Here is a 21,612-nt window from a genome sequence, read left to right as displayed (position 1 = left end):
AAAGATACGGCTTTCTTCGCATACTTCTAAGATAAAACCAGTTAACTTTTTATCCGGCATCGGACAATGCACATAATAATATCACATATTTATTTTATTTCATTAGATTTTATTCTCTTAAAATTCCTATATATTATAAATATAGAATATCTATATAGACATTCAGACAATTTTTTTCCCACATTTATCTGTTAATTTTGCGGCATTTAACAAATTAAGACATATGATACAAGCAAAAGCAAGATGGATACAGCTGATGATGATTATTGGTTGTACGACAATGTGGATGACATCCTGTAAAAAAGAGACGTCGGATGCACAGATGAAAGCGTCTTACGCAACAATGAAAGTTTCAACAGCCAATAGGGAGCTGACCATGCCCTATTCAGCGTCTATTCGCGGTCGCCAAGATATAGATATTTATCCGCAAGTATCAGGAACTATCGAACGACTCTGCGTAACAGAAGGACAGGTTGTACGAAAAGGACAGTTACTTTTTGTAATCGACCAAGTACCTTATAAGGCAGCTTTGAAAACGGCTCAAGCCAACGTTGAGGTTGCAAAAGCAGCTTTAGGTACTGCCGAATTGAATTACAACAGCACAAAAGAACTGTTTGCCAAAAAAGTTGTTTCCGAATTCAATCTGAAAACAAGCCAAAACAATTACCTGACAGCCAAAGCGCAACTGTCACAGGCAGAAGCACAGGAGTTAAATGCAAAAAACAACCTTTCTTATACAGAAGTAAAAAGTCCAAGCGACGGAGTAGTCGGTATGCTGCCTTATCGTGCCGGAGCATTGGTCAGTGCCAATATTCCGCAGCCGTTGACAACTGTTTCCGACAATTCAAACATGTATGTGTACTTCTCCATGACGGAAAACCAGCTGTTGGCCATGAGCCGTCAGTACAAAAGCATGGATGAAGCGTTGGCCAATATGCCGGAAGTCACATTGAAACTGAACGACCAGTCTGTTTATGAGCAGAAAGGGAAAATTGAATCTATCAGCGGAGTGATCGACCGCAAAACCGGTACGGTAGGCGTTAGAGCCGTATTCCCGAATGAATCCCGCCTGCTCCATAGCGGAGCATCCGGCAATGTACTCATTCCGCAAACCTACACAGACTGCATCGTTATCCCACAAGGCGCAACAGTCCGTTTGCAAGATAAAACCCTTGTTTACAAAGTAGTCGATGGCAAGGCCGTTTCTACATTAATTACCGTTGCTGAAATCAGCGACGGCCGTGAATATATCGTACTCGACGGGCTTAAGGTCGGCGAAGAAATTGTATCCGAAGGAGCCGGATTGGTACGTGAAGGAACACAAGTAAAATAAATCAGCAAAATATGAAAGGAAATATTTTTATCAAACGGCCTGTTATGGCCATATCTATCTCCATTCTTATTTTGGCGATAGGACTCATTTCGCTCTTTACCTTGCCGGTCGAGCAATATCCGGATATTGCCCCTCCTACGGTCCATGTATCGGCAAGCTATACCGGAGCAGATGCTGATGCCGTGATGAACAGTGTCATTATGCCACTGGAAGAAAGTATCAATGGTGTGGAAAATATGATGTACATGACTTCCACAGCCACCAATGCAGGTTCGGCGACTATCGAAGTGTACTTCAAACAAGGGACAGACCCCGATATGGCAGCCGTCAACGTCCAAAACCGCGTAACAAAAGCACAAGGTTTATTACCTGCCGAAGTAACCCGTATCGGTGTCAGCACACAGAAACGTCAGACCAGTTTCTTACAAATCGATGCACTTGTCAGTTCAAACGGACGCTATGACAAGACATTCCTCGGAAACTACCTGGATATTAACGTTGTGCCACGTATCAAACGTATCGAAGGCGTTGGTGACGTTATGGAGTTGGGCGATACCTATAGTATGCGTATCTGGTTGAATCCCGAACGTATGGCTCAATATGGATTGATACCCTCAGACGTGACTTCTATTCTGGGAGAACAAAATATCGAAGCACCTACCGGTTCATTAGGTGAAAACTCAAAGAATGTATTCCAATACACCATGAAATATCGCGGACGTTTGAAAAGCGTGGAAGAATTTCAAAACATCGTTGTCCGTGCCCAAGAAGATGGCTCCGTGTTGCGTCTGAAAGATGTGGCCAAAGTAGAATTGGGAACATTGAGCTATGGTTTCGACAGTCAGATGGACGGTAAACCTGCCGTAACATTCTTAATTTACCAAGTGGCAGGTTCTAATGCGACAGAAGTAAACGAACGCATTGCCGCCGAATTGAAAGAGATAGAAAAGGAATTGCCCGCCGGTATGGAATTTATCACGATGATGAGTTCCAACGACTTCCTTTTCGCTTCTATATATAATGTAGTAGAGACATTGATCGTCGCCATCATACTTGTAATCTTGGTGGTATATTTCTTCCTGCAGGACTTCAAGAGTACGCTTATTCCTTCTATCGCCATCATTGTTTCACTGATCGGTACATTTGCTTGCTTAACAGCTGCCGGGTTCACAATCAACATCCTGACCCTGTTTGCATTGGTGCTTGCCATCGGTACGGTGGTGGATGATGCCATCGTGGTGGTAGAGGCCGTGCAAGCCAAATTCGATGCCGGTTATCAATCGGCTTATCAGGCTACGAAAGATGCGATGGGGGATGTAACCATGGCCGTTATTTCTTGTACATGTGTGTTCATGGCCGTGTTTATTCCGGTTACTTTTATGGGAGGAACATCCGGTATCTTCTATACGCAGTTTGGCGTGACGATGGCAACCTCCGTAGGTCTTTCGATGATTTGTGCCTTAACACTCTGTCCGGCTCTTTGTGCCATGATGATGCGTCCTAGTGATGGTACCAAGAGTGCCAAAAGTTTCAACGGACGGGTACGCGCCGCTTATAATGCTTCGTTCAACGCCGTATTGGGCAAATACAAAAAAGGAGTGATGTTCTTTATCCACCACCGTTGGATGGTGTGGGTTGGTATGGTAGGAGCTATCGTCTTATTAGGATGGTTGATCAGCAGTACCAAAACAGGTCTTGTTCCTCAGGAAGACCAAGGAACTATCATGGCCAACGTGGCGATTGCTCCGGGTAGTACGTTGGCAGAGACGACCAAGGTGTTGGACAAGGTAGAAAACATCCTCAAAAACACCCCTGAAATAGAACACTACTCCCGAGTAGCCGGTTACGGTTTCCTGGCTGGTCAGGGTACATCTTACGGTATGGCTATCATCCGTTTGAAAGACTGGAGTGAGCGTAAAGGCAGCGAACATGTTTCCGATGCCGTAATCACCCGATTGAATGCACAATTCGCTCAAATCAAAGAGGCGCAGATATTCTGCTTCCAGCCAGGTATGATTCCGGGTTACGGTATGGGTAACTCCATTGAGCTTAACTTGCAGGATCGTACCGGAGGGGATATGGGCACGTTCTACCAAAAAGCCATGCAATATATCGGAGCATTAAACCAGCGTCCGGAAGTGGCTATGGCTTATACTTCGTATGCTATGAACTTCCCCCAAATTGCAGTGGATGTAGATGCTGCCAAATGTAAACGTGCGGGTATTTCACCTTCGACAGTGCTTGATGTACTGGGCAGTTATTGCGGTGGTGCCTACGTTTCCAACTACAACCAATTCGGAAAAGTATATCGCGTCATGTCGCAGGCTTCACCGGAATATCGTTTGGATGAACAAGCGCTGAACAACATGTTCGTAAGAAACGGTACAGAAATGGCCCCGATTAGCCAGTTTGTAACGCTCAAACGCGTGTTAGGCCCGGAAGTCGCCAACCGTTTCAACCTGTTTAGCTGTATCACAGTGAATGTAAATCCGGTTCCGGGCTATTCTACAGGTGAAGTACAGAAAGCTATTGAAGAGGTGGCCGCACAAATGTTACCTACAGGCTACGGTTACGAATATGGTGGTATGGCACGAGAAGAGGCTAGTAGCGGAGGTTCTCAAACACTCTTTATCTATGCCGTCTGTATCTTGCTTATCTACTTGATTCTGGCTTGTCTTTACGAAAGCTTCCTTGTGCCTTGGGCGGTTATCCTTTCCGTACCGTTTGGCTTGATGGGTTCATTCCTGTTCGCTAAATTATTCGGATTGGAAAACAATATTTACTTGCAGACTGGTGTAATTATGTTAATTGGTCTTTTAGCTAAAACGGCTATTTTGATTACAGAGTTTGCCATCGAGCGTCGCCGCCAGGGAATGGGCATCGTAGAATCGGCCTATTCGGCAGCACAGGCCCGTCTGCGTCCGATCCTGATGACCGTACTTACCATGATTTTCGGTATGCTTCCGCTGATGTTCGCTTCCGGAGCCGGTGCCAACGGTAACAGTTCATTGGGAACAGGCGTTGTCGGTGGTATGGCTGTCGGAACATTGGCCTTATTGTTTGTTGTACCGGTATTCTATATCATTTTCGAGTATCTGCAAGAAAAGATTCGCCCGCCGATGGAAGTGGAAACCGATGTCCAGGTCGCGTTGGAAAAACAAAAAAGCCAAGCCGAGCGCGACAGTTTAAACAATGAAAATAATTAATATATGAAGAAAATAATTGTATTGACAACCGCAACTGCCTTACTTAGTAGTTGCGGCATATACACCAAATATCAACCGGCTACAACAACTCCGGATAATTTATACGGAGAAGAGGTGGTCATCGATGATACAACAAACTTCGGTAATATCAACTGGCGGGAACTTTTTACAGACCCGCAGCTGCAAACACTTATCGAACAGGGGTTGCAAAACAATACAGACCTTTTGTCCGCCCAACTGAGAGTGGAAGAAGCGGAAGCATCATTGCTGTCGGCAAAACTGGCCTTTTTGCCTTCACTGGCCCTTACTCCACAAGGAACAGTAAGCAGTTTCGATGGTGGCAAAGCAACTCAAACATATACATTGCCTGTCACTGCCAGCTGGGAATTAGACATTTTCGGACGTCTGCGCAATGCCAAGCAACAAGCAAAAGCGTTATACGCCCAAAGCAAAGACTATCAGCAGGCCATCCGTACCCAACTGATTGCCGGAATAGCAAACACCTATTATACGCTATTGATGCTGGATGAGCAGTTATTAATCTCTCAACAAACGGAAGAGTCCTGGAAAGAGGCGGTAGCTTCTACTCGTGCATTGATGGATGCCGGTTTAGCAAACGAGGCAGCCACTTCACAAATGGAAGCTGCCTACTACAGTGTGCAAACATCCATAGTCAACCTGAAAGAACAAATCAATCAGGTAGAAAACAGCCTTTCGTTATTGCTTGCTGAAACTCCTCGTCGGTACGAGCGCGGCAAATTGGCCGAACAGCAGTTCCCGGAAGATGTAGCTGTCGGAATCCCTATGCAGTTGTTGGCAAACCGTCCTGATGTCCGTTCAGCCGAACGTTCATTGGAACAGGCTTTCTATGCAACAAATCAAGCGCGTGCAGCTTTCTACCCCTCTATCGTGTTGAGCGGAAGCGCCGGTTGGACCAACTCGGCCGGAGGCATGATTGTCAATCCGGGTAAATTCCTGGCATCGGCTGTCGGTTCATTGACGCAGCCTTTGTTCAACAAAGGACAAATCACAGCTCAATATCGCATAGCCAAAGCCCAGCAGGAAGAAGCCAGCCTGGCATTCCAGCAGGCTCTTTTGAATGCCGGAAGTGAAGTCAACGATGCATTGGTGGCTTGCCAAAGCAGCAAAGCAAAGACAGCCTTGTACGAGAAACAAATTACGTCTTTGGAAAAAGCGTTGCAGAGTACCTCCTTATTGATGGAATACGGAACAAATACCTATCTGGAAGTACTGACAGCCCGCCAATCACTGTTAAGTGCACAATTGTCACAAACCGCCAACCGGTTCACCGAGATACAAAGCATGATAAACCTCTATCATGCGTTGGGTGGCGGCAGAGAATAAAGTAACATTTGAGAATTCATAATACTTTAACCAAACCTTAATTTACAATCGGTCCTGTTTCAATAAGAACACTTTGGTTTCTTAAAGAAACAGGATCTTTTATTGTAGGCAAAATTTATTCGTGCCTTTTATTAGCGCAAATGATAAATAGTGACCAGCGGATTCGATTCTTCTGTTATTTTCTGCAACACAGGATGTTTCTTCAACTTCGGATCTTTTTCTTTCAGATATTCAATTTCTACTGCTGTATTCACCTGTATCATCAGCTTCTTAGCCGGATAAGAGAAAAAAGGCCAGACAGGAAGTCCGCCGTCCGTTTCGTTGCGGACTCCGATGCCGGTCAGCGCCCTGTTGTGTTCGAATAGTTCCATAGCGTCAATATCTGATGCTTCACGACTCAAGGCACCAGTCTGCTTATCCAGTCGATATAAAAAGAATTTAGATTCATTGGAGCTTTGGAAGCATTTAGCAAAATAAGAACGGGGCGTTTCGAAGATATTAAAAACGCTGTATGTGCCGTCGACAGATGCGTTTCCGGTTTTAGACGAACGCATCTCCTTTTCCTCCGATGCAGAATAGCCGTTGTTGACAAGGAAAGCCGGTGAAATCGTTTTGGCATTCACATTCCAGACCGTATCGGTTCCTTCTGAATAGCAAAACCAACCGTCCATGCTTCCGTTATATATCCATCCTTTCAGACTGGTTTCTTCCAACGGCATCAGGTTCATATTCCCAATGGTCGGGCGAAGCGCGATCGTATCATCCGTCGCCCAGTTAAAGATTCCCAGACTGAACATACCCGGAACATTCAACGGAACATACATTCTGCCCAATTCGGCCATCACGTTCGGTCCGACGGAAAGCTGGTAAGAATAAGGATGCAAACTTGTTATCTTCTTGATAAACTCTCCGTAAAAAGAATAAAAAGAGGTAGAGAAGTACTCACTGACACAGAACAGACGGTTTTCTTCATCAACCGTGAACGATATGATCTGCCCCGTTTCCCCCGGGCCGTTTCCTGTCTTCGCTATCCGACGAAGAAAATGACCTTTCCGGTCGAACTGCAACACACCATCCTGACGGGTAGAATAAACGAATATATACTCATCGGTAACCGCTATATCCAATATATTGGCGATCAAAGATTCATCCGTCAGTTCCAGGGGAATGTATTCGACCGATTCTATCTCGTCTGCTATTTCCACCTGACCGGAAGCAAAGTCTTTTGCCGTCAGATCGATCTGAAGCAACTCACCGGAAGACTTTTTCGATCCGCATCCGGTACTAATAAGAATGGCTGCCATGAGCCCGAACAATACCTTTTTCATACGCTTTTTTTCAGACAAAAGTAGAAGAAAGCCTCTTTTCTCGGTTTCACATCAGTTCACATCTGCTTAAAAATCACGAATAAAGGCATCGCATAGCTCCGGTGTCCCCTTTTCTCCCGTCATTTTCTGATACAGGCGGACACGGCGCATCGAAATAGCCTGATTCGTACAACACAGCAGCATGGCGGTTACCGAAGGGGGAACATCCATTTTAATCAGGCAACACATGCGCCATTCCTGTTCACTTAATTTCGGGATCTTCCTCTTCAGCCGTTCACGAAATTCGGGGTAGGTGCCGTTCACCGCCTGCAGCAACTCTTCCCAGTCTTTGGGAGCCGGCTTCCATTCTTCTTTTCTGTGGAAACGCTGATACACTTCAGATGATTGAAATTCTATTTCAGACAACGCAACAACAGTCTTCTTCTTCCAGTAACGGAAATAGCTCCAGCCCCCGATTCCACAAGCGGCCAGCAGACCGATCCAGAAAAAGACCTGTCCTTTTTGTGTCTTTTCGGCATTCGACAAACGATTCTCCCACACTCTCTGTTCAGAAGTAAAAAGAAGCTGGGCTATCTGATTCTGTTCTTTCTCCTGCCGCAGGGAAGACAAATAATGGGAATAATTTTTTCGGTAAAAGTCAGCCTGCAGACTGTCTCCACGTCTCTCGGCAATCCGGGACAGGGAAGCATATACATGTGGATGGGAAGCGGGCACATGGCTTAGATAGTCCTCTGCTTCTTCCAATTCGCCTGAAAATATTTTCAGGTCAGCCAATGCCAGACAGAGCTCCGCTTTCTCTTCTTCGGAAATATCTTGTTCGAGTTCCTCTTTCAATAACAGTTCGGCTTCCCGGCAGCGTCCTCCCTGTTGTAATATCTTTGCCTGACTGATCCGGCAACCGCCTATCTGATAATAATAGCATGCACTATCCGCCTCTCCGGTCAAGGCATGGATATCGCCTATTTCCCGATAAAGCCCCATCCGCAGGGAATCGTTGGCATTACTGATGTAAGACAAGGCCTTTTTTTCGCATTGCAACGCTTCATGCTTCAAGGATTGGTTCCGGTATATATTTCCCATCCTCCGGTAAACAGAAGATAAAGCAACGCTGTCTTTTTCCTTTTCAGCCAATCTCGCTGCCTGTTGATACATCGCTAAAGCAGGAAGATATTGTAACCGTTCTTCATAGAATGCAGCCTGCCGGAGAAGTGATTCGGCAGGTATGGTCTCTTGCCGTCCGGCTTCGGAAGAGCAGGAGACTAGCAGACAAATAAAAAAGAATATCCCTATCATAAGCGACAAAGATACAAGCTTCTACTTATACTCTGTCGCCTCACTTGCGAACTTTTAATGTTTTGTTCCTTATTATTTAGTTTTTTGGTCGTTATATATTAGTTGCAAAGTACGGTATATTTTTTCTTTTTGGCATGCTTGAATTTAATTTCGAGCTAGCCTAAAATTAATTTCGACCATGCTAAAAATTAATTTTATGCTTGCTCAAAAGAAAAGAAATATAGGAGAAAAATAATAAATAATAGTGATGAAAAGACTAAAAGTATAGCATGAAACAAGTAGAGGAAAGCGTATTGAAAGCCTTCCTCTACTATCTTAAATCGTACCGTCCGGACTAGAAGGAGGAAGTACACTCTTATTATCAGAGGGCAACTGTATCTTCTTTTTCTCCGTCGAATAAAGCATATGATGCACACCGTCTTCAAACAAAAGGAAAGGGGCTTTATCCGTCCCAACGGTTGCCTGTTGCTGTAGGAATGCCTCTTTGACTATTTCCAACGCACGCTCGACCTTTTCTTTCGGTGTATTTATATCCTGTTTAAAATAAAAAGAGACAGGCTTTCCGTTCTTTTTCTCAGAAGCAAACCGTTCTTGCAGCACAGCCGGCAATTCCTCGACCGAAAGAATCTTATCGAACTTCAATAAAATGACACTGTTTGCATTCATAAACAGTTCATACACGTTCGTATTCTTTTTCAGAAATGCAGCGGTCTTATCGGCAGAAGCCATTACAGCCGTATCATTCACATACTTGCACAGCTCCGTTTTAAAGAATTCTTTCAAATCCTGTTGTTCTTCCGGCGGAGTATCCTTATCTTTGCTTTGGATAAGCGTCTCCAACTGCCGGTTCACTTCCGGACGGGCAAAAGCATTGAGGACGATAAGTCCTACGGGAACCAGGAGCAGCAGCTTCAACCGGGCCCAATTGTTTGATTTACCTTTTAACATCATAGTAATACGTTTTTTAATTTTACTGTGATTGAAGCTGTTGGCAAGAGTGTAGAGGCTGGAGCCGACAGCTTTTTTCACGAGTAACAGTTGATATTTTGTTGCATCGATGCCTTGAGCAAGTACGCCCTTATCGGCCTGGTATTCATGGATATCCTTCAGTTCGCGTTTCAACAGCCAGGCAGCCGGATTGAACCAGTGAAGCCAGAGTATTACTTCCATAAAGAGCAGATCGACAGAGTGGCGGGATTCCAAATGTATTTTTTCATGGGTAAGGATCTCATCGGGATGCTTTTCGTAATCATTCTCGGACAAGATGATATATCGTCCCCAACTGAACGGGGAAACAGTATCCGAGGTCAATATCAACGTATAACGCTCTTGTTGCAACTTTCGTCCGCTCCGGATAAGAACAAACATTTTCCGGAACGACAACAACGTGACCGTCAGACAAATCAGAACCCCAATCAAATAAGCAAAAAATAAAAGCTGTCCCCAATCAACGGCCACAGCTGGTTCGACAGCCGGAACGATTCTCATCCCCGAAGCCCCGCCGGAAAGAGCCACAGAGTTTGTCCCCTCTCCCATGATCATCTCTTCCAGATGCATAAAGGGTTGCTGGATTAGCAACGGTTCAGCCGTCTTTATTCCGAATACAGGCAACAACATACATATACTCATTCCACCTAACATCACCCAACGGTTGAAGCGAAAGAATGTATCATTACTCAACAATGCCTTGAACCCGATATAAAACAGGGTCAGGCAAATGGTGGATTTTAATATGTACAGAAGTAAAGTGCCCATAATCCGGTCATTTATTTATTCTTGATCTGTCGGATCAATTCCTGCAATTCATCCAGTGTCAACGCCTCTTCCTCGATCAGCGTAGAGACGACACGGGTATAAGAATTATCAAAATACTTGTTGACAACCTGCTTTAGTGTCTTCCTGCGGTATTCGTCTTCCGAGATCAGGGCATAATACTGATGCGTATTCCCAAAAGCTTTATAACCGATATATCCTTTCTCTTCGAGGGTACGGACAATGGTGGAAAGCGTGTTGTAATGTGGCTTAGGTTCTTCCTGCAAGTCGAGCAATTCGCGGACAAACAAAGGTCCTTTCGCCCAAAAATAGCCTAATATCTCTTCTTCTTTCGATGTCAATCGTTTCATAATCTGTCGTTTTATTAAAGGAATGCCCAAATATAACTATATTTTCCAGTAATACAACTACAAAACATAGTTAATCTACTATAAAACGTAGTAGATTATATATTGGAGACTATTCTATCATAATTCTTCGCGGAAAAAGCAGTACTTTTGCAGTCTATAATAAGAAGGTATGAAGATAAGCTCAATAGATTTAGGTGAACATCCGGTATTCCTGGCACCGATGGAAGATGTGACGGACATCTCTTTCCGTTTGATGTGTAAACGTTTCGGTGCCGACATGGTATATACGGAATTTGTATCGAGCGATGCACTGATCCGCAACGTGAACAAGACACAGGAGAAACTAACCGTTGCCGAGGACGAACGACCGGTAGCAATACAGATATATGGTAAAGAAGTGGAAGCGATGGTGGAAGCTGCCCGGATATGCGAAGCCGCCCGTCCGGACATACTAGATATCAACTTCGGCTGCCCGGTAAAGAAAGTGGCAGGCAAAGGGGCCGGTGCAGGTATGCTTCGTAATATTCCCCTGATGCTGGAAATAACGAAAGAGGTAGTGAAAGCCGTTAATATTCCGGTCACAGTAAAAACCCGCCTGGGATGGGATGCAGACAATAGGATCATTGTCGACCTTGCCGAACAATTGCAGGACTGCGGTATCGCCGCCCTTTCCATCCATGGCCGTACCCGTGCCCAGATGTACACCGGTGAAGCCGACTGGACACTGATCGGTGAAGTGAAAAAGAATCCGCGCATGCATATTCCCATTATCGGAAACGGTGACGTGACATCAGCAGAAATATGCAAACAGCGTTTCGAAGATTACGGAGTGGACGGCGTGATGATCGGTCGCGGAAGTATCGGACGTCCTTGGATATTCCGTGAAGTAAAACATTACCTGACCACCGGAGAAGCATTGCCGGAAGAGAAGTTCTCCTGGTATCTGGATATCCTCAAGCAACAGGTCATGCAAAGTGTGGAAAGACTGGACGAACGACGCGGCATTTTACACATCCGCCGTCACCTGGCAGCCACTCCCCTGTTCAAGGGTATTTCCGATTTCAAACCGACACGCGTTGCTATGCTTCGTGCGGAAACGGTTACCGAACTGTTTGACATAATGGATTCTATCACAGAGAAGTTCGGCCTCACGGAATAAATCGTTCAAAATATGTAACTTTTGCGTCATAAAGTGACAAAATTACAATAAAATGATACAATAGAACATTGCATATAATATATTTCCTCTTATATTTGCATCGAGTTTTTTTCATAGTATTTTAGATCTAAGGTTAACAAGTCTTTGCAAAGGAGGAATCGTGAGATTGCTTCGTTGGGAAGCAAAAAGACCGCATCCGTTATTATTTCGGATCGCGGTTTTTTTATTGTTTGCGCACCCTCTCTTTTTTGAAAAATAATTCACTGAATCTGCAACCTTTCCACCGATAGCTTCGTCTTATAAGATAAAGAACTAAAAACAATTTAGATGAAAACAAAAGTATCACTCCTTATTGCTTGTTTACTGGTTACCCTGACAGGATTTGCCCGCACCACAGAAACAGTGTCCGGCAACGGAAATGTCATTACAAAAAGAATTTCCATCAGTGATTATAACGAGATATCGACAGTCGGAGTTATGGAATTCGTTTACGAACAATCGGACGCGGCTCCTTACCTGGAAGTGCAAATCGACGAGAACCTGCTTCCGCTGCTTCAAATGCAAGTGGACGGCAAAGAGCTGAAAGTCGGCCCGAAAAAGGTAAAAGAAAACAGCCGTAACGGTAATACATACAATCTGAGACCGACCACTTTCAAGGTCATCAGCAACTCGCGCGAACTAAAAGAGCTGAACGTAGTCTCTTCTGGCGATTTCATTATTGCCAGTCCGATACATGTAGAGAAGCTGGAGATCAACATGGCTGGCAGCGGCAATATTCTTTTGAAGAAAAAGGCGGAAGGCAACAAGATAGAGATCAACCTAGCCAGTTCAGGAAGCGTCGTTGCATCGGATATCAATCTGAATACGATCGAATGCAGTTTAGCGGGCAGCGGAGCGATCCGAATTACAGGCAAAGCAAGCCGTGCCGAATACAACCTGGCGGCAAGCGGCAACATAAAAGCATTCGATTGTATCACAGAAAAAACAGAATGTAATATTGCCGGTAGCGGTAATATCCAGACTTACACCAAAAACCAGCTGGAGGCCAACATTGTGGGTAGCGGCAATGTCTATTACAAAGGCAATCCGACGACCAGCAAAAGTATCATCGGATCAGGTAAACTGAAAGACGCAAATTAAAAGAACAAACTAAATAATAAATGTCATGAAAAAATTAGCATTAGCCATCATCGTATTAGTAGTACTTGGTACGGTCGGCTGTTACGCACAAAAGACCAAAGGGAACGGTAATATTATCACCAAAGAAATACAGATAGCCGATTACAGCGGTCTGATAGTAGGCCAGGGCATCGAGATTAACGGAAGCTTTTTCTCCGGAAAAAATAAATCTCCACAAGTTAATTATACCCAACAGAATGGAAAATCCGGTCTAAAGATCACGATAGATGAAAATCTACTTCCACTTCTCAAATTCAAAATAGAAAGTGGTATATTAAAAATAGAAACAGAGAAAGGAACCAAAATCATCCCCAGCAGATTGACTATAGAAGCCCATTCTACTGAATTAAAGAAACTGGGAGTTTCCAGCAGTATCGATTTTATCCTGAAAAGTTCATTATCAGGCGATAATATTGAAATCAACGCATCCGGAGCCAGTGACGTATACCTGGAAAAACCGATGCGCATAGCCAATTTATGCAAGATCAACCTGAGCGGAGCCAGTGACCTGAAAACAAGCGATCTGGAATGTCACAGAATAGAAGCCCGCTCTTCAGGCTCCAGCGACCTGTACCTGAATGGGAAAGCAAACGAGGGAAAATTCAACTGTAGCGGTAGCAGCGATATAAAAGGGTATGGTTTCACCTTGAAGACATTGGAATGTTCGGCAAGCGGTAGCAGCGATATTTTTATCACAGTTACGGAATCTTTGAATGCATCAGCTTCCGGAAGCAGTGACATCAAATACAAAGGGAATCCAAAAGTTAAGAAACATTCCAGCGGTTCCAGCGATATCGATCCGGCAAACTAAGAAATCAATATATTGGGAGTTGGAAAACCCGGAATTACTTTTCACTGTCGCACGGTGAAAAGATAATCTCCGGGTTATTTTATAGACCAAAATTCTATCGTTTAATGCCCTATAAATGTTTAACAAATGTAGGAGTTGAATTAAATTACTCCTATTTTTGTAACCTGTCGTATAAAAGATACGTCTATTATAAGGAAAGGCAATACTAAACAAATAAATTATGAGAACAAAAGGTTTATTATCTATTATCATGTTATTGGGATTGTTATTCACTGCTCAGGCAGCAGACCACGTAAAAGGTAACGGAAAACTATCCAGTAAAAAGATCACTATTGATGATTACAATTCAATCAAAATCGATGGGGTAATCGATTTCAATTATGAACAATCGGATGCAGCACCCTATATTGAAGTGACTGTAGATGAGAACCTGCATGAATATGTCAATATCAATATCAAAGACCGGGAACTCTCAGTAGGTTTCAAAGGGGCTAAAGTAGACCATTATACCAAGTTTATCGTAAAGACAAACTCTAAATGGCTCAAGGAAGTGAAAGCTTCAGGTAATGCCAACTTCATGGTAAACAGTCTGCTGACCGGGGACGAATTAAAAATCAATGCAAACTCCAACTGTTTGGTTCAATTGAAAGAGCCGGTAAAAATGGGCAAGCTCGACCTGAATGTTTCGGGTAGCGCCAATATGGTTATCAACGAACTGCAGACTGACAAACTGGAATGCAGCATCAATGGCTCAGGCACTATCAACCTGAAAAAGGGAGAAGCCAAAGAGGGCGCATACAGTATCACCAGCAGCGGTGAGATCATGGCTTTCGGAGTTGCCGTACCCGAGCTAAGCTGTAAAATGACAGGAAACGGCTCGATGGAAGTTCATCCCACCAATAATCTGAAAGCAAACATTGTCGGTAAAGGCAAGATCCGTTACAAAGGGCCGACAGCTGTTCAGCAGAAGGTATTGGGCAAAGGCTCCGTAGAAGAAGTAAAATAATAAAACGATATGAAACAAACACTCTATTTATCTGTACTGTCCGTTATCCTGTTGCTAACTTTGGGATGTATCTTCATGCCGTCCGTCAGAGGTGATGGAAACGTAATTACCCAGACAATCGATATCACCAATTTCGATGAAATTGATGTGCAGGGCTCTTCAATCATATTCAATTATTCACAGCAGGAGTCGGTTCCGACGCTGACTGTCACAGTCGACCAGAATATTTACGATTTGTTTGAATTTAAGACAGATGGGGAGAAACTAGTTATCCGTCCTAAAGAACGTGGTAAGAAACAGATCCGGTTCCGCCCGACCGAATTTACGATCACTACGCACTCCTCCTCATTGAAAAAAGCCGATATGAGCGGGATTAAAGTATTTAACCTGAATGGTAAATTCGCATCCGGTGAGAAAGTAGAATTCAATACGGCAGGCAGCACGATAATAGAGTTAAGAGATACAGTGACCGTCGACCAAATGGAAATAGGTACAGCCGGCAAATGCACACTGAACGCCGATGCCCTGTATGCAAGAGTACTTAAAGGTGAAATAGCCGGGAAAGGCACATTCAACCTGAAAGGGGTGGGCGAAAAGGCTGAATTCGAGATTGCCGGCATGGGTAAAGTGCATGCTTTTGATTATGAACTTTCGACTTTATCATGCGAGATAGCAGGTAAAGGAACGATCGAAACATATACCAAAGATAAAATCAGTGCCGAGATAGCCGGAATGGGAACCGTAAAATATAAAGGAGATCCTACCGTCAATGTGGATAAAGCAGGATTAGGTTCCGTAAAGAAAGTGGATTGACCAACCCGTTTATCCGGTCCTTACCGGATAACAACGGATCATAGCCATCCCTCTTTCCGATACCATTCAAGACTTTCCTCCAACCCTCTACGCAAGGGATATTCAGGAGTAAAACCTAATTCATCCTGGAGCGGCGCGACATCACAAATCCAGTTGCGCTGTTTCAGGATGATATATTTATCAGTATTCAATGTCATACCTTTATTCAAAAACTTGCCGATCCATTCGGAACAATGACATGCCACATTCACCAGCCCCAACGGGATACGGGCATGCAGCACATGCTTCTTGCCCAATAGCTCCTGTATCATCCGGGCAAAGGATTCGTCGGTATGCACATCTCCGTCCGCGACAAAATAATGCCGGTTACGTATCGCTTCATTCTCCAACGCCAGGAAAGCTACCCGTGCCAGGTCTTTTACATAAATAAAGGTAATACGCTGGGGAGTATGTCCCACTGCAAAATCAAATCCGGACTTCACACTCTTAATCTCCATAAAATAATCCTTCTCGCCGGGACCATACACACCGGTCGGACGCAGAATCACATAAGGGAAATAGGATTGGTTACGCACTAAGTTCTCCGCCTCCAACTTGCTCTGCCCGTAAGCAGTGTCCGGTCGCTGAGGATCATCCAGGCGGATCGGGCGGAACGTCTTTTCATCTCCCTGTCCATAGCTGCTCAGGCTACTCATCAACAGGAATTTTTTCGGCTGGCAATCAGCTGCTGCCAATGCTTCTATCAGATTTTGCGTATTCTCTGCATTAATACGGAAGAAGTTTCGTTTATCCAACGTCTTGGTCAGTCCGGCGTTGTGGATTACATAATCCCATCCTCCCTGTTCACGGGCAAAATCAGCCAACTGGGCAGTCAATGCCTCCCGGTTATTATATTTCAGATCGATAAAACGAATCCGTTCATCCTGCAGGTTCTCACGACTACTCGTAGCACGTATTCCTGCCCACGTCTCATATCCCCGGCGCAACGCCTCTTTTACCAAAAAGCCACCGATAAATCCGCTTGCTCCTGTAATCAATATCTTCATATCTTAGTCTTTATTCTTCATATAATAGGTATAGTAATACCATAACAGTCCGATCCAGTTCAATACAACGATGATCAGTATCCATACGATTTTTTGTCCGCGGGAGATAAAAGGATTCTGCATGACCGCCTTGCATCCGAACAGAATTACGGCAATACCGACAATAAACCCGATTTCCGGCAGTGAGATTAAACAAAGTGTGTGCGACATGGAAAAGAATATTAATGTTCGTGTGTTTTCAATACGCGATGCGGCAAATTACCATGCCCGATCAATTCGATCGGACAGGCATATTTCTCACCGAGCCATTCTTCGGATACATCCGCGCCGGGATGATAGTGCAACGTCTCGTTCACGCAGGCGATATTCTTGACCATCGCCAGCACCGTTCCGATGTCATGAGATACCAGAATGATCGCACTCTCTTTATTGATCTCCTCCAGTAACTGATAAAAACGAGATTCAAAGCGTTTATCGACATACGAATTCGGTTCGTCCAGGATCAGAAGCTGCGGACGGGAAACGATAGAACGTCCCAGCAAAACACGCTGTAACTGTCCTCCCGACAACTCACCGATCGAACGGGTGTACAGGTCTTCCAATCCCATCTGATGGATCACCTCTTCGATACGCTTTTTCTGAGCGTCCGTATACGAACGGAAACGGGGCTTTTCTGCTGCCAGTCCCGAAGCGACCACCTCCCAGACAGAGATAGGGAATTTACGGTCTATGTTATTCAACTGCGGCAGATAACCGATCCGTAAAGAAGAAACTTCCGTCCCGTCCCGAAAGAAACGGATGGCACCGGATACCGGCTGCAGCAATCCGAGGATCACCTTCAGCAAAGTAGTCTTACCTCCCCCGTTAGGTCCTATTATTCCCAGGAAATCATTCTTCCACACGGTCAGGGAGACATCTTTCAAAACAACCTTATTCCCATAAGCGGCTGTTATATGATCTATTTCAATGAGCTTGTCCATCTGCCAATGCTTTTGCTATATGAATCATTTCTTTAGGCCAGTCATAAGCCAGCGGATTGATCACCGTCAGTTTACAACCAGTTTCCCTGGCAATCAGTTCGGCATTCTTTTGGTCGAACTCCTGCTGGATAAATACGACACGGGCATTATTGGTACGAGCCGTTTCCACCAGTTGCTTCAACTGGGCTGGCGAAGGTTCTTTGCCATCCATCTCGATGCAAAGCTGCGTGAGATCGAACTCACCCGCAAAATAGGTCAGTGCCGGATGGTAAATAATAAATGTACGGTCAGTCAGCGGATCGAGCAGTTTTTTGATCTCCGCATCCGTTTTATCTAGCTCGTCCGATAATTTATTATAATTCTGCCAGAAATAATCCGTATTATCCGGATCCAACGCGATAAAAGCGTTCAATGTATTCCAGGCAATCGCTTTAGCCCCGGCAATGGAGCTCCAGATATGCGGGTCCACGCCACCGTGATGATGATGGTGATGCGTTCCCTCTCCGGCATGGGCATCATGATCGTGTGTACCATGATCATGGTCGTGTTCTTCCTCTGTCTCTTTCAACAGGTTAAACCCTTCCGAAGTATCAAAGAACGTCAGTTTCGGATTATTCTCACGTATCTTATCCATCCACGCCAGCTCAAAACCGATATGTCCGATTTGCAGGTATGCGACACTTCTGCCGACCTGGATCATCTGCTGGGGAGTAGGATCGTATGTTTCAGGACTTTGCCCGGCAGGGACCACACAATTGATCTTGAATTTATCCCCTGCAATCTGCTCTGCAAAATAACGCTGGGGCTCGATCGTAACCGTTACAATTTTCTCATCCGTCTGTTTAGTCACACAAGCCGTCAACAGCAGAATCGAGAAGATAGTGATTATTATACTCGTTTGTTTCATCTTTTATTTCTATCACAATTCGTACAAAGATACGATTTTTTTGAAACTCTCCCGCATTTCAGAAGAAAGGCAGTCCTTGTGTAGAATATGTCACATAAATATGGAAAAATTCCACACCTTCAACGGCAGGACCTTCTTTATCTGAGTTCTTATTCCAATATATAAATTCTAATTTTCAGTTACTTGCTCCCAAATAGGCTTTTCCTGTCCCTTTTGGCACAGATATTGAAGAATAAGAGCAAAAGGCAAAATAGGTATTAGTTTTAGGTTTTAAGTAAAAAGAAAAGTATGAAAAAGATTATTTTAATGGCAGCGATTGCCATGTGTTCCGTATGTACGTCACAAATTCAAGCACAAAACACAGTTGATAATAGCAAAACGGAAGTGAAGAATCAGGATAAGTTTTACGAAATAGACATTACAGCCATTCCCCAAATACTGCAGGAAGGAGTAAATAACGTCTATCAGGATTGTCGGATCAAATCGGTTTACGTATCCAACAACAGCACGTATGTAAAATATAAAGTGATACTGGAAACGCGTGAGGGAAAAGACAAGAAAGTGTATTTCGACGATAAAGGCGTAGTAATCAAAGAACATAGCTATTTTCAATAAGCAGGATTTCATTTATCGGTAACCGCTGTTGTCAGCGGCTGAGTCCCAGCAATGAAAAAGGAGGTGCAGAGAAAGGTGGTTATAATATTTTTACGGGAATGTACTGGTTTTAATGGAAAAGATGCTTATTTTTACCCGCCAATTCAATGATTCAATGTCATTTGACGGATACAAATAACAATCAATAAAACATATAAACCCATGACTACACGTAGAAACTTTTTAAAATCCGGAGGTCTGTCGCTGGCAGGTCTATTGGTCGGGCAGAAATCGTTCGCCCATTTAACAGAGTCGGCTACCTCCGGAGCATCTCTTGCATCTAACACATTACAGTACACGTGTCAACGTCCGGCACCGGAAAAGCGGCAGTTTACATCCACTGCTGTCGAAAAGGCTATCCAGACTACCAAAGCACAGCTGAAAGATCCGAAACTGGCTTGGATGTTCGAAAACTGCTTTCCCAATACACTCGATACGACTTGCGAGCATAAGATGATAAACGGCAAGCCCGACACGTTCGTCCTTACAGGTGACATCCACGCCATGTGGCTGCGCGACTCGTCGGCACAAGTTTTCCCGCATATTCAATTCGCCAACGAAGATCCGGCGGTAAAAACCATGCTGGCAGGTGTTATCAACCGTCAGACCTGGTGCATTAACATCGACCCGTATGCCAACGGCTTCAACGAAGGTCCCGACGGCAGCCCTTGGGAAAAGGACCGGACAGCCATGAAAAAAGAGCTTCACGAACGCAAATGGGAAATCGACTCGCTCTGTTACCCGATCCGTCTGGCTTACCATTTCTGGAAGAAGACCGGCGACATCTCTCCTTTCGATGCTGAATGGGACAAGGCTATGAAGACTGTCTACAAAACATTCATCGAACAACAACGCAAAGACAGTCTCGGTCCGTACCGTTTCTCACGTAAGACAGACCGCCAGGGGGATACGCTTCTGAACGACGGTTACGGAAGTCCGGTAAATCCTGTCGGACTGATCGTGTCATCTTTCCGTCCGTCTGACGATGCCACCTTGTTCGGCTTCCTGATCCCGTCGAATATGTTTGCTGTCACTTCACTCCGCCAGCTGGCAGAGATGATGCGCGACATCAAAAAGGATAACGACTTTGCCCGTCAGTGCGACTCATTGGCCGACGAAGTAGCTGCTGCCATCGAGAAATACGGAATTGTCGAGCATCCGGAATTCGGCAAAGTATATGCTTTCGAAGCAGACGGTTTCTATAACCATGTATTTATGGATGATGCCAATGTCCCCAGCCTGCTGGCTATGCCTTACCTGGGTTGTATCGACGTGAATGATCCGGTTTACCAGAATACCCGTAAACTGGTTTTAAGCCCGATGAACCCTTATTTCTACAAGGGAAAAGCCGGTGAAGGCATCGGTGGTCCGCATATCGGCTTCAACTATATCTGGCCGATGAGCATCATCATGCGCTGTAACACCACCAGCGACAACGAAGAAATACGCCATTGCGTAAAAATGCTCCGCGACACAGACGGAGATACCGGCTTCATGCACGAATCGTTCCACAAAGACGATCCTAAGAAGTTCACCCGTTCCTGGTTTGCCTGGGTAAATACTCTGTTCGGTGAAATGATTTACCGCCTGGTACAAGAAGGAAAGACAGATATACTGAACAATCTGGGATAAACCCATAACACATATCTTTGCTGATATTGATATAGAACGATTGCCTTATGAAAAAGAAATTAGTCGTTTTGACCGGCGCCGGTATGAGTGCCGAAAGCGGTATTTCCACTTTCCGCGATTCAGACGGGCTTTGGGAAAAATACCGGGTGGAAGATGTGGCGACACCCGAAGGGTTTGCTGCCAATCCGGAATTAGTCCTCAACTTTTACAACCAGCGACGCAGGGAACTGCTGAACACCCAGCCGAATGCCGGACATATCGGACTGGCAGAACTGGAAAAAGACTTCGAGGTGCATATCATTACACAAAATATCGATAATCTGCACGAACAGGCAGGAAGTAGCGACGTGATCCATCTGCACGGCGAACTGATGAAAGCCTGTTCCGTACGCGATTTGAATACGACCTACGATCTTTCTCCGGAAAATCCGGATATCCATATCGGGGATAAAGACCCTCATGGCGTGCAGCTCCGCCCTTTCATTGTCTGGTTCGGCGAGGCAGTCCCAATGATCGACCCGGCTATCCGTATGGTCGAATCGTGCGATATCTTTGTCGTGATAGGCACCTCCCTCAACGTTTACCCGGCTGCTGGATTACTGAATTACGTACGCCGCGGCCAGCCTATTTACCTGATAGACCCCAAAGAAGTAAAAGCCTATCGCAACGATATCCACTTTATCCGGAAAGGAGCTTCCGAAGGCGTTAAAGAACTTACAAACATATTATTACAGAACAAATAACAGCTGCATAAAAAAAGCATAGGTGCTTTGCAAA

At 44.7% G+C, this 21,612-nt stretch carries 19 protein-coding genes; 11 read left to right on the top strand and 8 right to left on the bottom strand.

Annotated elements, in window-relative coordinates; all coding sequences use genetic code 11:
• Window positions 1–223: 223 nt before the first annotated feature.
• The 3 genes from DXD68_RS22070 to DXD68_RS22060 are packed head-to-tail and all read left to right on the top strand — an operon-like array spanning window position 224 to window position 5,904.
• The gene (locus DXD68_RS22070; protein WP_122363623.1) at window positions 224–1,333 is read left to right on the top strand and encodes an efflux RND transporter periplasmic adaptor subunit; all 1,110 of its coding nucleotides are present in this window, start codon (window positions 224–226) and stop codon (window positions 1,331–1,333) included.
• 11 nt (window positions 1,334–1,344) lie between these two features.
• Entirely contained in the window at window positions 1,345–4,539 is a 3,195-nt protein-coding gene (locus DXD68_RS22065; RefSeq protein ID WP_122363622.1) for an efflux RND transporter permease subunit, read from the top strand.
• A gap of 3 nt (window positions 4,540–4,542) precedes the next feature.
• The gene (locus tag DXD68_RS22060; protein ID WP_122363621.1) at window positions 4,543–5,904 is read left to right on the top strand and encodes an efflux transporter outer membrane subunit; all 1,362 of its coding nucleotides are present in this window, start codon (window positions 4,543–4,545) and stop codon (window positions 5,902–5,904) included.
• Between the two features lie 131 nt (window positions 5,905–6,035).
• Here the strand turns inward: DXD68_RS22060 and DXD68_RS22055 are convergent, their stop codons facing one another.
• The 4 genes from DXD68_RS22055 to DXD68_RS22040 all read right to left on the bottom strand — a co-directional run bounded on the left by DXD68_RS22055 (window position 6,036) and on the right by DXD68_RS22040 (window position 10,648).
• Window positions 6,036–7,232, bottom strand: coding sequence for a 6-bladed beta-propeller (locus tag DXD68_RS22055; protein ID WP_122363620.1), 1,197 nt, complete (start codon window positions 7,230–7,232; stop codon window positions 6,036–6,038).
• A gap of 66 nt (window positions 7,233–7,298) precedes the next feature.
• On the bottom strand, window positions 7,299–8,525 hold the full coding sequence (locus tag DXD68_RS22050; RefSeq protein WP_233577270.1) for a tetratricopeptide repeat protein: 1,227 nt from the start codon (window positions 8,523–8,525) through the stop codon (window positions 7,299–7,301).
• A gap of 315 nt (window positions 8,526–8,840) precedes the next feature.
• On the bottom strand, window positions 8,841–10,280 hold the full coding sequence (locus tag DXD68_RS22045) for a M56 family metallopeptidase (RefSeq protein WP_122363618.1): 1,440 nt from the start codon (window positions 10,278–10,280) through the stop codon (window positions 8,841–8,843).
• Window positions 10,281–10,291: 11 nt separating this feature from the next.
• Window positions 10,292–10,648 (bottom strand): BlaI/MecI/CopY family transcriptional regulator, encoded by a 357-nt coding sequence (locus tag DXD68_RS22040; protein WP_122363617.1) that lies wholly within the window; start codon window positions 10,646–10,648, stop codon window positions 10,292–10,294.
• Between the two features lie 169 nt (window positions 10,649–10,817).
• Between DXD68_RS22040 and dusB the strand changes: the two genes are divergently transcribed.
• The 5 genes from dusB (at window position 10,818) to DXD68_RS22015 (ending at window position 15,616) form a co-directional block, all read left to right on the top strand.
• On the top strand, window positions 10,818–11,807 hold the full coding sequence (gene dusB, locus DXD68_RS22035; protein ID WP_122363616.1) for a tRNA dihydrouridine synthase DusB: 990 nt from the start codon (window positions 10,818–10,820) through the stop codon (window positions 11,805–11,807).
• Between the two features lie 327 nt (window positions 11,808–12,134).
• Window positions 12,135–12,947 carry a head GIN domain-containing protein gene (locus tag DXD68_RS22030; RefSeq protein WP_122363615.1) on the top strand — a complete coding sequence of 271 codons (813 nt, stop codon included), beginning with the start codon at window positions 12,135–12,137 and terminating at the stop codon, window positions 12,945–12,947.
• A gap of 25 nt (window positions 12,948–12,972) precedes the next feature.
• Window positions 12,973–13,797, top strand: coding sequence for a head GIN domain-containing protein (locus DXD68_RS22025; protein WP_122363614.1), 825 nt, complete (start codon window positions 12,973–12,975; stop codon window positions 13,795–13,797).
• Between the two features lie 220 nt (window positions 13,798–14,017).
• Window positions 14,018–14,803, top strand: a complete 786-nt coding sequence (locus tag DXD68_RS22020) for a head GIN domain-containing protein (protein ID WP_122363613.1) — start codon at window positions 14,018–14,020, stop codon at window positions 14,801–14,803.
• A 9-nt stretch (window positions 14,804–14,812) separates the two neighbouring features.
• On the top strand, window positions 14,813–15,616 hold the full coding sequence (locus DXD68_RS22015; protein WP_122363612.1) for a GIN domain-containing protein: 804 nt from the start codon (window positions 14,813–14,815) through the stop codon (window positions 15,614–15,616).
• Window positions 15,617–15,654: 38 nt separating this feature from the next.
• Here DXD68_RS22015 and DXD68_RS22010 read toward each other — a convergent pair whose 3' ends face one another.
• The 4 genes from DXD68_RS22010 to DXD68_RS21995 are packed head-to-tail and all read right to left on the bottom strand — an operon-like array spanning window position 15,655 to window position 18,549.
• Complete coding sequence (locus DXD68_RS22010) at window positions 15,655–16,662, bottom strand: NAD-dependent epimerase/dehydratase family protein (protein WP_122363611.1); 1,008 nt, start codon at window positions 16,660–16,662, stop codon at window positions 15,655–15,657.
• A gap of 3 nt (window positions 16,663–16,665) precedes the next feature.
• On the bottom strand, window positions 16,666–16,872 hold the full coding sequence (locus DXD68_RS22005; protein ID WP_122355819.1) for a hypothetical protein: 207 nt from the start codon (window positions 16,870–16,872) through the stop codon (window positions 16,666–16,668).
• A gap of 11 nt (window positions 16,873–16,883) precedes the next feature.
• Window positions 16,884–17,642, bottom strand: coding sequence for a metal ABC transporter ATP-binding protein (locus tag DXD68_RS22000; protein ID WP_122363610.1), 759 nt, complete (start codon window positions 17,640–17,642; stop codon window positions 16,884–16,886).
• On the bottom strand, window positions 17,626–18,549 hold the full coding sequence (locus tag DXD68_RS21995) for a metal ABC transporter solute-binding protein, Zn/Mn family (protein WP_122363609.1): 924 nt from the start codon (window positions 18,547–18,549) through the stop codon (window positions 17,626–17,628). The genes DXD68_RS22000 and DXD68_RS21995 overlap by 17 nt, the downstream gene beginning before the upstream one ends.
• Before the next feature lie 288 nt (window positions 18,550–18,837).
• Here DXD68_RS21995 and DXD68_RS21990 point away from each other — a divergent pair, with 288 nt between their 5' ends.
• The 3 genes from DXD68_RS21990 to DXD68_RS21980 all read left to right on the top strand — a co-directional run bounded on the left by DXD68_RS21990 (window position 18,838) and on the right by DXD68_RS21980 (window position 21,578).
• On the top strand, window positions 18,838–19,164 hold the full coding sequence (locus DXD68_RS21990; protein ID WP_122363608.1) for a hypothetical protein: 327 nt from the start codon (window positions 18,838–18,840) through the stop codon (window positions 19,162–19,164).
• Between the two features lie 201 nt (window positions 19,165–19,365).
• Window positions 19,366–20,835 (top strand): glycoside hydrolase family 125 protein, encoded by a 1,470-nt coding sequence (locus DXD68_RS21985; RefSeq protein WP_122363607.1) that lies wholly within the window; start codon window positions 19,366–19,368, stop codon window positions 20,833–20,835.
• Window positions 20,836–20,882: 47 nt separating this feature from the next.
• Window positions 20,883–21,578: an SIR2 family NAD-dependent protein deacylase gene (locus DXD68_RS21980; RefSeq protein ID WP_122363606.1), complete on the top strand. Its 696-nt coding sequence runs from the start codon at window positions 20,883–20,885 to the stop codon at window positions 21,576–21,578.
• Window positions 21,579–21,612: the final 34 nt, after the last annotated feature.

Source organism: Parabacteroides sp. TM07-1AC, assembly GCF_003480915.1.
Lineage (GTDB): Bacteria > Bacteroidota > Bacteroidia > Bacteroidales > Tannerellaceae > Parabacteroides > Parabacteroides chongii.
Note: the sequence above shows the minus strand (reverse complement) of the source record. Positions and strands in the feature narration are given on the sequence as shown.